Raw genomic sequence first — 13,796 nt, 5'->3', positions numbered from 1 at the left:
CACCCCCGCCGCCCCGCACCCCCGCCGCCCCGCGGCGCGCCGACCCGGTGCGCCCGTACACCCGGCGTGCGCCCGTGTCCCACCGGTAGGGTCGTCGCATGGGCACCCCGAACGCCGCGCCAGAGAACGAACCGGCACCGGACCCCGCACCGGCGCCGCCCGCCGTCCCGCTCCCGGACACCGCCGCCGGCCGCGAGGGCCTCGCCGCCCTGCTGGCCCACCCCGAACGGGCCGTCGTCGCCCTCGACTTCGACGGCACGCTCGCCGACATCGTCCCCGACCCGGCCACGGCCCGCGCCCACCCCGGCGCGCCCGAGGCCCTCGCCCGCCTCGCACCGCACCTGCGCGCGGTCGCGGTGATCACCGGCCGCCCGGCCGCCGTCGCGGTCCGCCTCGGCGGCTTCGACAAACTCCCCGGCCTGGACCACCTCGTCGTCCTCGGCCACTACGGCGCCGAGCGGTGGGACGCCGCCACCGGCGCCCTGCACGCCCCCGCCCCGCACCCCGGCATCGCCGCCATACAGGCCGAACTCCCTGGCGTCCTGGACCGCTCCGGCGTCTGGCACGGCACCTGGGTCGAGACCGCCATCGAACGCAAGGGCGGCCGCGCCATCGCCGTGCACACCCGCCGCGCCGCCGACCCCCAGCGCGCCTTCGAGCAGCTGCGGGGACCGCTCACCGCGCTCGCCGAACGCCACGGCCTGATCGTCGAACCGGGCCGGCTGGTGCTGGAACTGCGCCCGCCCGGCATGGACAAGGGCGTCGCGCTCGCCGAATGGGTCGAGGAGACCGGCGCCGCGGCCGTCCTCTACGCCGGCGACGACCTCGGCGACCTGGCCGCCTTCGCCGCCGTGGAGAAGCTGCGCTCCGACGGGGCCGGCGGCGTCCTGGTGTGCAGCGGCAGCAGCGAGGTCACCGAACTCGCCGAGCGCGCCGACCTGGTCGTCGACGGCCCCCGGGGCGTGGTGGACCTGCTGCGTGCCCTCGCCGACCGGATCGCGCACCCGCCGCGGACCCCGGAGGAGGGCGGCGCGCAGGACGCCGGACCGGCTACTCCTTGAGGCCCAGCGAGGACAGCGCCGTCGTCCAGTCGTGCGCGATGGCCTGCTGCGCCTTGGCCAGTTCGGCCTTGCCGGAGCAGATCGCGGCCTTGAGCTTGTTCTCCACGCCGTCCTTGGGGTTGTTGGGCCCGGCGCCCGGCTTGTGCCCCGGGGACGGCGGCTCGACCCAGAGGTTGCGCGGGTCGTTGGGATCGCCGCCCAGCTGGAGGCTGATGAGGTGGTCGTACTCGGCGTCGTGCAGGGAACCGGTGTAGCCGTAGGACCGGGCGTTGGCGGTCTTCTCCCGGCCGGTGACGGACACCGGCGGCCGGATGTCCTTGGTGTAGCCGCTCCGGCAGATCGTGGTCTTCAGGGTCTGCGGGGTGACCTTGGGGTTGGTCGCCCCCGGGGTGCACGCGGGGTCGGGCAGCGGCTGCCCGTCCGCGGTGTGGCGGACGTGGCAGGTGCCGGCGGCGGGCTGCTTCTGGACCGTGTACGCCGACTGCGGGCCGGGGCCGACGGGTATCGGACCGGACGACCCTGACGGTGCGGGTGCGGACGCGGAGGCGGACGACGGCCCGGACGGCGCGGTGCCGCCCTTGGGGTCGCCACCGCCCCGCCCGGACGAACACCCGGCGACCGCCGTCGCCAGGACGGTGACGGCCGCAACCGCGGCCCACCGTGCGGAGTGTGACCGTGCGGTGAGTGCCATGGACAAGGACTACCCCGCCCGGCCCCGCCCCAGGCACGGCAACACACGTACGCGGGGCCACCCTTACGAGGTCCGTGCGCCCCCGCCCCGCGCCCGGTGCGCCGGTCTCAGCGCCCCCGCCGGAAGCGTTCGCCGACCTGCCCCTGGTCGGTCTCCCACCAGGGCCGCGTCAGGTCCGGCCGGGCGGCGGCCGGTTCCGGCCCCGCGGCCTCCGCACCGGCCCCCGCCCCGGCCGCCGCGGGCTCCGCCGCGGACGCCGCCACCGCCCCGGCCCCCGGTGCCGCCACCGCCAGTTCGCGGTCCAGGCGGGCGTCCAGCGCCGCCGTCTTCCGCCGCTCGTCCCGCACCCACTCCGCGAACACCGCGATCAGGAACGGCAGTCCGACCAGCTCCGCGAGGGTCAGCATCAGCCCCCCGCCGATCATCTGGTCCTGCTGCGGACTCGGATCCCACGGCCGGTGCCGGGACGCGTACCAGCCGCCCGCGATCAGCGTCCCGCTGGTCATCACCACGATCCCGGGCACGGCGTCCACCAGCCCGTCCAGCAGGACCAGCAGCGCCCGCACCGGATGGCTGCACCACGACGGCAGCAGCTCCTCCCGGGTCAGCATCGGCAGCACGAACAGGCTGCCGGTGACCAGCAGCTGGAGATACATCAGCTCGTGCAGCGGCCCGTGCCGCAGCGCCGTCGGGAAGTACGGCGTGAAGTAGATCGCCAGTTCCGACGAGAGCACCAGGACCGTGCTGACCAGAGGGAACGTCAGGAAGCGGACGAGGCGGCCGGAGACCGCGGCGCGCAGCCGGCGGGCCGCGGGCCGCTCCGGCGGCAGCGCCCGCAGCGCCAGCGCCAGCGGATCGCCGAGCGCCAGCCCCAGCGGCGCGATCAGGTCCAGCACGATGTTCTGCACCGCGGCCGGCCAGAACAGCTCGTGGTCGTAGACCGCCAGCCCCGACATCGTCGCCACCGCGACCGCCCCCAGGCCCAGCCCGGCGAACGCCACCGACCGGGCCACCGGCCAGCGCTCCCCGCGCCGCACCAGCCGGACCACGCCCCAGGCGTACAGGCCGCCCAGGAGCACGATCACCGCGAGCGCGTACGGATCGGCGCGCCAGGTGCCGATCAGATGTCCGGCGGTCGGCTCCGGCAGGCCGGCCGCGACGGTGGTGGCGGATGCCGCCGGGCCGGCGGCGAGCAGGGAAGCGGTCACGGACCACCACGCTAGACCCGCCCCGGAACGATCTACCGGCGGGGCGGCCCCCCGGGACCGCCGGCCCCCGCACCGGCCCGCCCGCGCCGCCCCGGCCTCACTCGCCCAGCGCCCGCAACTGATCCAGGAACCACCGCGCGGGCGGCAGCGCCGTCGCCGCCGCGGCCAGCCGGGCACTGCGCGCGGCCCGCTCCCCGTCCGGCATGGACAGCGCGGTGTGCAGCGCCTCCGCGGTCTGCCCCACGTCGTAGGGATTGACCCCCACCGCGTCCTCGCCCAGCTCCTCCCACGCCCCCGCCTCCCGGGACAGCACCAGCGCGCACCCCGCGTCGGAGACCACCGGCACCTCCTTGGCGACGAGGTTCATCCCGTCCCGGATCGGGTTGACCAGCGCCACGTCCGCCAGCCGGTACGCCGCCAGCGACCGCGCGAAGTCGTCCTTGACGTGCAGCTCCACCGGCTGCCAGTCCGGCGTCCCGAACTCCGCGTTGATCTCCTCGGCGACCTTGGAGACCTCGGCGGTGTAGTCGCGGTAGACGGCCAGGTCCTGCCGCGAGGGGTAGGCGAACGCCAGGTGCACCACCCGCTCCCGCCACTCGGGGCGGTCCGCCAGCAGCCGCCGGTAGGCCAGCAGCCCGCGCACGATGTTCTTCGACAGCTCCGTCCGGTCCACCCGGACGATCACCTTCCGGCCGGTGCCGCCGATCTGCTCCCGCAGCACCGCCATCCGCTCCTCGACATCCGGCCGCCGCGACCGCTCCCGCAGGAAGTCCGCGTCCGCGCCCAGCCCGTGCACCCCGATCCGGGTCCGGCGCGCCGCACCGTCCGGCGCCACCGCGACCACACCGGGCGCCCCCTCCCGCGGCGGGTCCACCGTGCAGTCCGCTCCCAGCGTCGCCGCACAGCACGCGGTGAACGCCGCCGCCCACCGCCGGGTCAGGAAGTTCGCCCGGTCGGCACCGAGGATGCCCAGCACCAGCTGCCGCCGCACGTCGTCGGGCAGCATCGCGAAATACTCCGGCGGCGCCCACGGCGTGTGCGAGAAGTGCGCGATCCGCAGATCCGGCCGCAGCTCCCGGAGCAGCCCCGGCACCAGCGCCAGGTGGTAGTCCTGCACCAGCACCGCCGCACCCGGGGCCGCCGCCTCCGCCAGCGCACCGGCGAACGCCGCGTTGTACGCCTCGTACGCCGCCCACCGCTCCCGGAACTCCGCGTCGAACACCGGCTCCAGCGGCGTCTGGTACAGCATGTGGTGGACGAACCACAGCACGGAGTTGGCGATGCCGTTGTACGCCGCGGTGTGCACGTCCGCCGGGATGTCCAGCATCCGCACCCGCTGGCCGCCGGTGTCCGCGGTGTCCAGCAGCCCGCCGGACCGCCGCACCGCCTCCCGGTCGCCCTCCCCGAGCGCCGCGCACACCCACAGCGCGTCCGCCCGCCCGCCGCCCGGCGCCCCCTCGGGGGGCTGCCCGCCGCGGGGCGCCTGCCCGATCGCCGAGAGGCCGGAGACCAGCCCCCCGCCGCCGCGCCTGGCGGTCAGCTCACCGCCCTCGCCCAGGGTGTACGACACCGGCCCGCGGTTGGAGGCCACGAGGACCTCGGCACCCGGCGGGACCGCACTGCGCTCGGAGACCGTCTCGGAGACCATGTCGCGACACTAACCCGGGAAGGATCCGGGCAAACGTGCGGATGGCCCCCCCTTCATCAGGCCGCCCGCCGTTCCGCGTACTCCGGTATCCCCGCCATCGGCGGCCGCTCCTCGGTGTCCACCTCCGTCGTCCGCGGCACGAAACCGTGCTCGCCGCGGTCGAACTGGGTCAGCCGCGGCCGCACCAAGTGCCCGCGCGCCAGCCGCAGTTGAGCGGTGCGGTAGATCGCCGCGGCCATCCGGCCGAGCGCCTGCCCGCCCTGGTGCCGGTGCCTGCGCACCCCCACGTCCACCTGCGCCAGCGCGTCCAGCCCCACCGTGTGCAGCGCGTCCACCAGCAGCCCCAGCTCCACGCCGTAACCGACCGGGAACGGCAGCCGCTCCAGCAGCGAGCGGCGCGCCGCGTACTCCCCGCCCAGCGGCTGCACGAAGCCCGCCAGCTGCGGCCAGTGGAGGTTCAGCAGCGGCCGGGCCACCAGCTCGGTCACCCGCCCGCCCTGGCCCGCCGCCGCCCCGCCCGCCCCGGTCTCCAGCGGCCGGTCGTACATCGCCTTGACGAACTGGATCTCCGGATCGGTCAGCAGCGGCCCGACGATCCCCGACACGAAGGACGACGAGAACTCCCGCAGATCGGCGTCGACGAAGCAGACGATGTCCCCGCAGGTCACCAGCAGCGAACGCCACAGCACCTCGCCCTTGCCCGGCAGCGCCGGAATCCGCGGCAGCACGCTGTCCCGGTGGACGACCCGCGCACCGGCCGCCGCGGCGACCTCGGCCGTCCGGTCGGTGGACCCCGAGTCCAGCACCACCAGCTCGTCGACCAGCGGCACCTCGGGGGTCATCAGATCGGACCGGATCGCCGCGACGATCGCACCGACCGTCGCCTCCTCGTCGAGCGCGGGCAGCACCACGCTGACCGTCCGGCCCGTCCGGTGCTTGGCCTCCAGCAGCTGCTCCAGGGGGCGGTCCGCGGCGGACCAGGAGCGGGCGGCCAGCCAGCGCTCCACTTCTTCCAGCACGTCTACGACTCTCCTCGGTGGGCGCACTCCGGGCCCGCTCTGTGATCCATCTCGCGGATCGGACGACTATCTCAACGGTCAGTGCCTTCGGTTACAGTCTTGAACAACGCGGCGGACCAGCGCATGTCGGGGTCACCGCGCGACAAATGCCTGGGGTTCCGCCCCAGCGCCATACCGCTCATCCAGAGGGGCAGAGGGATACGGCCCGTTGAAGCCCCGGCAACCCTCCAGCCGGTCTCCGCCGCAGACACCACGGTGCGCGCGCGAGGCTCCCGGCTAGGGAAGGTGCCAAATCCGTCTCACGGCGAGATGCGCCGTGAGGAAGATGAGGAGAAAGGGCCTCGCCTCCATGGCTGTGCAAGCTACCGAATCCAGCGCTACCCCCGCGGACTCCGACGACCTCCGCCCCGGCGGGACCCCCGTCGACCTCGGCCCCGCCGTCGCGCTCTCCTGCCGCGAGTGCGGGCAGCGCGTCCCGCTCGGTCCGTCCTTCGCCTGCCAGGAGTGTTTCGGCCCCTTGGAGGTCGCCTACGAGCTGCCCGCCGGGGACCCCGAGGAGCTCAGGAAGCGCATCGAGGCCGGCCCCGCCACCATCTGGCGCTACGCGCCGCTGCTGCCCGTCCCCGCCGACGTGGCCGACAAGCCCAACCTCAACCCCGGCTGCACCAAGCTCGTCAAGGCCGACCGGCTCGCCGCCGAGCTCGGCGTCACCGGCGCCCTCTACGTCAAGGACGACTCCGGCAACCCCACCCACTCCTTCAAGGACCGGGTCGTGGCGATCGCCGTCGAGGCCGCCCGCGCCTTCGGCTTCACCACCCTGTCCTGCTCCTCGACCGGCAACCTCGCCGGCGCGGTCGGCGCCGCGGCGCGCCGCGTCGGCTTCCGGTCCTGCGTCTTCATCCCGCACGACCTGGAGCCCGGCAAGGTCGTGATGGCCGCGGTCTACGGCGGCGACCTGGTCGCCATCGAGGGCAACTACGACGACGTCAACCGCTTCTGCTCCGAGCTCATCGGCGACCCGCTGGGCGAGGGCTGGGGCTTCGTCAACGTCAACCTCCGCCCCTACTACGGCGAGGGCTCCAAGACGCTGGCCTACGAGATCTGCGAGCAGCTCGGCTGGCAGCTGCCGGACCAGCTGGTCATCCCGATCGCGTCCGGCTCCCAGCTCACCAAGATCGACAAGGGGCTGAAGGAGCTGATCGCCCTCGGCCTCGTCGAGGACAAGCCGTACAAGATCTTCGGCGCCCAGGCCGAGGGCTGCTCGCCGGTCTCGGCCGCCTTCAAGGCCGGGCACGACGTCGTCCGGCCGCAGAAGCCGAACACCATCGCCAAGTCCCTGGCGATCGGCAACCCCGCCGACGGCCCGTACGTGCTCGACATCGCGCGCCGCACCGGCGGTGCCGTCGAGGACGTCACCGACCCGCAGATCGTCGACGCCATCAAGCTGCTGGCCCGCACCGAGGGGATCTTCGCGGAGACCGCGGGCGGCGTCACCGTCGGCGTCACCAGGAAGCTCATCGAGAACGGCGTCCTGGACCCGTCGCTGACCACCGTCGTGCTGAACACCGGCGACGGCCTGAAGACGCTGGACGCCGTCGCCGACGGGCCCACCGCCACCATCCGGCCGGACCTGGACGCGTTCCGCGCCGCCGGACTGGCCGGCTGAGCCGCGCCGCCCCCCGAATTCCCCGATCCGCGAGCCCTGGAGGCAGCACCATGAGCGTGAAGGTCCGCATCCCCACCATCCTGCGCACGTACACCGGCGGCGCGGCCGAGGTCACCGCCGAGGGCGCGACGCTGGCCGACGTGATCGCCGACCTGGAGAAGAACCACCAGGGCATCGCGGCCCGCGTGCTGGACGACACCGGCAAGCTCCGCCGCTTCGTGAACGTCTACGTCAACGACGACGACGTGCGCTTCGAGCAGGGCCTTGCGACCCCGACGCCGGACGGCGCGGGCGTCTCGATCATTCCCGCGGTGGCCGGCGGCTGCTGAAACGGGGGCGCCGGTGCGGCGCCCGGCGCGGAGCGATCGCCGCAAGCCGATCGGATTTGCGCCAACTCTTCCCCGGTAGTGACTGGAAATTGCCCCGTCCGTACGAAACGGACGGGGCAATTCCGTGTTGTGAAAGGGGATACCATTGGGGTGATCCCCCTCCGGTTATCTCCGCGTACATGCCGAACGCATATGAGATCGCGGTGACTTGTGCGCAATTTGTGTGCGCGTTTTGTCGTTTATGCGGCCTATTCCTGGCCCGACTTGGCCGTGGAAAACGGCATTTGAGCGCATACGGCCGTTTCTTCGGTGCCAGAATTCTCGTCCGATTGACCTGTTGCGCTGGGCAGTGGTCCAGATACATTCAGCGGCGGTCGACGCGTTCCGGCGCACACCCCACGGACCATTCCCGGGGGGTGAGGTCTGACCCGGGTCCGCGGAGTGCGGTCCTGCGCAAGGGCCAGTAATAGGGGAGTTAGGCATGGCTCAGGGCACCGTCAAGTGGTTCAACGCGGAGAAGGGCTACGGCTTCATCGCGGTCGACGGTGGTGCGGATGTTTTCGTCCACTACAGCGCGATCCAGATGGACGGGTACCGCACCCTGGAAGAGGGTCAGCGGGTCGAGTTCGAGATCTCGCAGGGCCAGAAGGGGCCACAGGCGGACATGGTCCGGGTCACCGCCTGAGGCGGCGGCCGACTGCATCGTTCGGCACAGGGCCCGCAACCCCCACCACGGGGTTTGCGGGCCCTGTGCTGTTCCCGGACGCGGCCCCCGGACACCCGGCCCGCCCCCGCGGACACCCGGTACCGCACCCGGCGCAGGCCGCGCCCCGGCGCCCGCGGGCCGGTCGCACCTTGCACTCGCGGGTGCCGAGTGCTAATCATTGCGTTAGCACTCTCCCCGTGAGAGTGCTGAATGTGGACCGGGTCGGTGAGGCCCGCAGCCAGGTGGGGCAAGGAACCGCCCGGCATGCAGGCCGTCCGTCGCGGGCGCCAGCGCGGTCCGGAGCGTTCACTCCCCCAAGCTCTCCACTCGTGTGGGGCAGGGGGTACCCCCATCAGTCCGGAGGGACCACTTCACATGGCCAAGATCATCGCGTTCGACGAGGAGGCGCGGCGCGGCCTTGAGCGCGGTATGAACCAGCTCGCCGACGCCGTCAAGGTCACCCTCGGCCCCAAGGGCCGCAACGTCGTCCTTGAGAAGAAGTGGGGCGCCCCCACGATCACCAACGATGGTGTCTCCATCGCCAAGGAGATCGAGCTGGAGGACCCGTACGAGAAGATCGGCGCCGAGCTGGTCAAGGAGGTCGCCAAGAAGACGGACGACGTCGCCGGTGACGGCACGACGACCGCGACCGTCCTGGCCCAGGCGCTGGTCCGCGAGGGCCTGCGCAACGTCGCCGCCGGCGCCAACCCGATGGCCCTCAAGCGCGGCATCGAGAAGGCCGTCGAGGCCGTCTCCGGCGCCCTGCTCGACCAGGCCAAGGAGATCGAGACCAAGGAGCAGATCGCCTCCACCGCGTCCATCTCCGCCGCCGACCCGCAGATCGGCGAGCTGATCGCCGAGGCCATGGACAAGGTCGGCAAGGAAGGCGTCATCACCGTCGAGGAGTCCCAGACCTTCGGTCTGGAGCTGGAGCTCACCGAGGGTATGCGCTTCGACAAGGGCTACATCTCGGCGTACTTCGCGACCGACATGGAGCGCATGGAGGCCGCCCTCGAGGACCCGTACATCCTCATCGTCAACTCCAAGATCGGCAACGTGAAGGACCTGCTGCCGCTCCTGGAGAAGGTCATGCAGTCCGGCAAGCCGCTGCTGATCATCGCCGAGGACGTCGAGGGCGAGGCCCTGTCCACCCTGGTCGTCAACAAGATCCGCGGCACCTTCAAGTCCGTCGCGGTCAAGGCCCCCGGCTTCGGTGACCGCCGCAAGGCCATGCTCGGCGACATCGCCATCCTCACCGGTGGCACCGTCATCTCCGAGGAGGTCGGCCTCAAGCTGGAGAACGCCGGTCTCGACCTGCTCGGCCGCGCCCGCAAGGTCGTCATCACCAAGGACGAGACCACCATCGTCGACGGTGCCGGCGACAGCGAGCAGGTCCAGGGCCGGGTCAACCAGATCCGCGCCGAGATCGAGAACAGCGACTCGGACTACGACCGCGAGAAGCTCCAGGAGCGCCTGGCGAAGCTGGCCGGCGGCGTGGCCGTCATCAAGGCCGGTGCCGCCACCGAGGTCGAGCTCAAGGAGCGCAAGCACCGCATCGAGGACGCCGTCCGCAACGCGAAGGCCGCCGTCGAGGAGGGCATCGTCGCCGGTGGTGGCGTGGCCCTGCTCCAGGCTTCCTCGGTCTTCGAGAAGCTGGAGCTGGACGGCGACGAGGCCACCGGTGCCGCCGCCGTGAAGCTGGCCCTGGAGGCCCCGCTCAAGCAGATCTCCGTGAACGCCGGCCTCGAAGGCGGCGTCATCGTGGAGAAGGTGCGCAACCTCACCCCGGGCCACGGCCTGAACGCCGCGACCGGCGAGTACGTCGACATGATCGCCGAGGGCATCATCGACCCGGCCAAGGTGACGCGCTCCGCGCTCCAGAACGCCGCCTCCATCGCGGCGCTCTTCCTCACCACCGAGGCCGTCATCGCCGACAAGCCGGAGAAGGCCGCCGCGGCCGGCGCCCCGGGCGGCATGCCGGGCGGTGACATGGACTTCTGATCGACCCCGTCGATCACCGTCCGAACCCGTTCGCCGGGGCGGCTCCCTTCGGGGGGCCGCCCCGGCGGCGTTTTCGGGGCCGTCCGTTTCCGGGGGTGCGGAGGGCGCGTTCGTTCACAGCGGAGGGGCGGGCGGGGGCAGTGCGTTCGTGAGGGCTGTTGGTTTACGGGTGCTGTTTTGGTTTACGGGAGCTGCTCGTTCGGGGTCCCGGGGCGGGGCGGGGCGGGCGAGTTGGGGCTGGGGCCTGGAGGGGGCGTGACCGCTGAGCGAGGGGGAAGGAGCGTTACGAGGCGAAGGTGCGTTCCCGTGAGTGGGCGTGACCGGCGACCGCCCGGCCGGTGACCGCTTGGCCGGCGACCGTTCCGTCCGGCGACCTGTCCGTCCGGCGGCTGTCCCGTCCGCCGACCTGCCCGGTCGGCGGCCATTCCGCCCGCCGACGGCTCCCCGACCCCGACCCCGACACCGACACCGCAACGGGGCCGGATCGCGCGATCAGGGAATTGGTTGGGCCTGCCGGGTGAAGGCCCGGCGCGCCTCCGAGCGGCGCGCCAACGTAGCGGGCCCCACCGGGGAGACCCTTCGCACTAGGCCCCCGCCCCCCACCGGAACAGGACCCGCCCGTGCCGAACGTCCCCCACATCACGACGCCCGGTGCCCGCACCGCCTACGAACCCGTGGTCCAGCCCACCACCCGCTACGCCGGCCGGGAGGCGGCCGCGGCGCTCCTCTTCGCCGCCGCCGCGCTCCTCTACAACTGGTGGCTGCTGGAATCCGTACTGCCCACCGGCCTCGACCCCCGCCACTCCTACGTCAGCGAGTTCTACGCCGCCGACCAGCCCTACCGCACGCTCCTCGGCGGCCTGGAGAGCGGCTGCGCGGTCCTGGTGATCGCCGGCGCCCTGCTCGCCCGGAGCACCCCCTGCGGCCACGGCCGCTGGGCCCGCGCCGGCTGGCTCTCCCTGGTCGGCCTGGGGCTCTCCTCCCTGGCCGACGTCCTCCTTCCGATGAGCTGCGCCCCCTCCGTGGAGCGCGGCTGCGAGGCCGTCCACCCCTGGCACACCGCCACCAGCGCGTTCGCCCACTTCTTCGTCTTCGCCTCGATGGCCGCCCTCAGCCGGGCCGCCGTGCAGGGGCCCCGGATGCCGCTGGTCCGCCGCTGGGGCCCGCGGGTACTGGCCCTGGCGCTGCCCGCTGCCGTCCTGACCGTCGGCCCGCTCCTCGGCCACCCGGGCTGGCACGGCGTCCCGCAGCGGGCCCATCTGACGCTGGTGGGCGTGTGGTTCGCCCTGCTGGCCACGGAACTGGCCCGCTCGGCCCGCCGCCGGCGCCGCTGGGCGGGCCGCTGGGACGGCCAGTGGGAGAAGTACGTCGACGGCCTCCGCCGCGTATGGCGCAGCACCCCCGCCGGCCGCGACACCCCCACCCCCGGCCCGGAGTGACCCGCCCCTTCCCTCGCGTCGTGCCTTCGACCCGGTGCACCGGAGCAACCCACCCCTTTCCTCGCGCCGTGCCCTTCGACCCGGTACATACGTAGCGAGCCGTGAGCCTCTGCCGACGAGGCCCTGCTGGTAAGGCCCTGCTGGTAAGGCCCTGCTCAGGCCCCTGCTCACGAACTCCGACTCACGAGGCCCTGGCCGCGGGGCCGGGGGCCGCGAGGCCGAGCAGGGTGTGTGCCTGAGCCGCGAGTCGGGACTTGGAGTCCGGGCGGGCCCCTGAGCCGCTGAGAGTCCGGGGCCCTGAGGCGCGAGCCGGGGGCACTGAGGCGCGAGCCCCGACCAGGAGGACGGAACCGCGCGCCCAGCCCCGAGCTGCGAGGCTGCGAGTCACAGACCCCCGGGTCGTGGAACGCGAGCCGCGGCTGCCGCGCCCTGCGCCGCGAGCCCCGGGTCATCGGGCCCGGGGCTCCTGCCTGTTCCGGGGTCTGTGGCTACTTCGAGGCTCCTTCCTGCCCCGCTGGCTGTTCTGTGGCTTTCGGGGGCGCGCCACCGCTGCTGCTGCCGGCTTCCGGCTTCGCCCGGGCAGCCGTCCGGCGGCTCCGGGGGCTCCGGGGCCTCCGGGGACTCCGGGGCCCGGGGGCCGGGCAATCCGGCAGTCCCCGGCAGCTATCCGGCGGTCCCGGGCGCGCTGGTGGTTCCGGGCGTGGTGGCGGCCCCCGGCGCGCTGGTGGCCCCGGGTGCTCCGAAGGGGCCGGACGGGGCGGTGCCGCCGGGCGCGGCGTCGGCCTTGATGACGGCTCCGGGGGCGCCGGCGGTCTCCGCTGCAACGGGAGCGTCGGCGGCTTCAGGGGCGGCGGGGGTGACGTCGGCAGTCGCGTTGAGGTCCGTGCGCTGCTGGCGGCTGAGGCCGAAGAAGTAGGTGGCGAGGAAGCCGACGGCATAGCCGATGAGGAGGCCGAGGGCGTAGACGGCGATCGTGGTGCCGAGGGCGTGGTTGCCCTTGACCAGAGGGAAGAGGGCCCAGCCGGAGGGGCCGATGGCGGTGGAGCCGACGGCGTCGCCGAGTTGGTTTGCCAGGCCGACGAAGCCGCCGCCGAACGCGCCGCCGAGGCAGGCCGTGATGAAAGGCCGGCCCAGAGGGAGCGAGACGCCGTAGATCAGCGGCTCGCCGACGCCGAGGAAGCCGGCGGGGAGGGCGGAGCGGATCGTCGTCCGCACCGAGGGGTTGCGGGGGAGGCGGACGTAGACGGCGAGGGCGGCGCCCACCTGGCCCGCGCCGGCCATGGCGAGGATCGGCAGGAGGGTCGTGTAGCCCTGCTGCTCGATCAGGGTGGTGTGGAGGGGGATGAGGGCCTGGTGCAGCCCCAGCATGACGAAGGGGAGGAACAGGCCGCCGAGCAGGAATCCGGCGAGGGCGCCGCCGTGGGCGAGCAGCCAGGTCGCGGCCGTGCCGATGGCCGTGGAGACCTCACCGGCCACGTACATCAGGCCGAAGACGGTGACCAGGCCGGTGAGGAGGACGGTGAGCGTGGGGGTGAGCAGGACGTCGAGGGCCTCGGGGACGCGCTTGCGGAGCTGCTTCTCCAGCTGGGCGGCGAGGAGGGCGGCGGCCAGGGCGCCGAGGACGCCGCCCTGGCCGGGGACGAGCTTCTGGTCGAAGGCGGTGACGTGGGCGATGCCGGGGAACACGATGACCGCCGCGACCGCACCGCCGAGCACCGGGGTGCCCCCGAACTCCTTGGCGGTGTGGTAGCCGACGAAGACCGCGATCAGGGACATGAAGCCGGAGGCGATGGCGGTCAGGGCCGGGACGAGGGTCGGGAGCCAACCGGCGTTGGTCAGCAGGCCGTTGAGGCCGGCGATGATGCCACAGCCGATCAGGGCGGGGATGAGCGGGACGAAGATGTTGGCGAGGCGGCGGAGGAAGAGCTTGACGGGGGTGGCGTTGCGGGCCTTCTGGCGGGCCCTGAGGGCGGCGCCCTGGGTGGCGAGGCCGGCGGCGGTGGGGGGCGAGGCGGCGGGGGAGGCGGG

At 73.4% G+C, this 13,796-nt stretch carries 11 protein-coding genes and 1 riboswitch; of the genes, 6 read left to right on the top strand and 5 right to left on the bottom strand.

What is annotated here, in order from left to right; genetic code table 11:
• Positions 1-98 precede the first annotated feature (98 nt).
• A complete protein-coding gene (gene otsB / locus MUU72_RS33975) occupies positions 99-1,061 on the top strand; it encodes a trehalose-phosphatase (protein ID WP_248017316.1) in 963 nt (320 codons plus the stop codon).
• Here the strand turns inward: otsB and MUU72_RS33970 are convergent.
• The 4 genes from MUU72_RS33970 to MUU72_RS33955 form a co-directional block, all read right to left on the bottom strand.
• Positions 1,051-1,752: a hypothetical protein gene (locus MUU72_RS33970; protein WP_248017315.1), complete on the bottom strand. Its 702-nt coding sequence runs from the start codon at positions 1,750-1,752 to the stop codon at positions 1,051-1,053. The genes otsB and MUU72_RS33970 overlap by 11 nt on opposite strands.
• 107 nt (positions 1,753-1,859) lie before the next feature.
• On the bottom strand, positions 1,860-2,960 hold the full coding sequence (locus MUU72_RS33965; protein ID WP_248017314.1) for a cytochrome c oxidase assembly protein: 1,101 nt from the start codon (positions 2,958-2,960) through the stop codon (positions 1,860-1,862).
• Between the two features lie 97 nt (positions 2,961-3,057).
• The gene (locus MUU72_RS33960) at positions 3,058-4,608 is read right to left on the bottom strand and encodes an alpha,alpha-trehalose-phosphate synthase (UDP-forming) (protein ID WP_248017313.1); all 1,551 of its coding nucleotides are present in this window, start codon (positions 4,606-4,608) and stop codon (positions 3,058-3,060) included.
• A gap of 56 nt (positions 4,609-4,664) precedes the next feature.
• A complete protein-coding gene (locus tag MUU72_RS33955) occupies positions 4,665-5,627 on the bottom strand; it encodes a glucosyl-3-phosphoglycerate synthase (protein ID WP_248017312.1) in 963 nt (320 codons plus the stop codon).
• A gap of 175 nt (positions 5,628-5,802) precedes the next feature.
• A riboswitch (SAM riboswitch) is annotated at positions 5,803-5,959 on the top strand.
• A gap of 17 nt (positions 5,960-5,976) precedes the next feature.
• Between MUU72_RS33955 and thrC the strand changes: the two genes are divergently transcribed.
• From thrC to MUU72_RS33930, 5 genes are all read left to right on the top strand, one after another.
• Positions 5,977-7,293, top strand: a complete 1,317-nt coding sequence (gene thrC / locus MUU72_RS33950; RefSeq protein ID WP_372503295.1) for a threonine synthase — start codon at positions 5,977-5,979, stop codon at positions 7,291-7,293.
• A 50-nt stretch (positions 7,294-7,343) separates the two neighbouring features.
• Entirely contained in the window at positions 7,344-7,622 is a 279-nt protein-coding gene (locus MUU72_RS33945) for a MoaD/ThiS family protein (protein ID WP_248017310.1), read from the top strand.
• Between the two features lie 481 nt (positions 7,623-8,103).
• Positions 8,104-8,307, top strand: coding sequence for a cold-shock protein (locus MUU72_RS33940; protein ID WP_004986573.1), 204 nt, complete (start codon positions 8,104-8,106; stop codon positions 8,305-8,307).
• A gap of 396 nt (positions 8,308-8,703) precedes the next feature.
• The gene (groL, locus tag MUU72_RS33935) at positions 8,704-10,329 is read left to right on the top strand and encodes a chaperonin GroEL (protein ID WP_248017309.1); all 1,626 of its coding nucleotides are present in this window, start codon (positions 8,704-8,706) and stop codon (positions 10,327-10,329) included.
• Positions 10,330-10,949: 620 nt separating this feature from the next.
• Positions 10,950-11,768 carry a DUF998 domain-containing protein gene (locus MUU72_RS33930; RefSeq protein ID WP_248017308.1) on the top strand — a complete coding sequence of 273 codons (819 nt, stop codon included), beginning with the start codon at positions 10,950-10,952 and terminating at the stop codon, positions 11,766-11,768.
• A gap of 663 nt (positions 11,769-12,431) precedes the next feature.
• On the opposite strand, the gene MUU72_RS33925 is transcribed toward MUU72_RS33930, so the two are convergent.
• Positions 12,432-13,796 (bottom strand): PTS transporter subunit EIIC (locus tag MUU72_RS33925; RefSeq protein WP_248017307.1); only part of this gene is annotated, 1,365 nt, incomplete at its 5' end.

This window comes from Streptomyces rhizoryzae (assembly GCF_023155275.1).
GTDB classification, from domain to species: Bacteria; Actinomycetota; Actinomycetes; order Streptomycetales; family Streptomycetaceae; genus Streptomyces; species Streptomyces rhizoryzae.
Note: the sequence above shows the minus strand (reverse complement) of the source record. Positions and strands in the feature narration are given on the sequence as shown.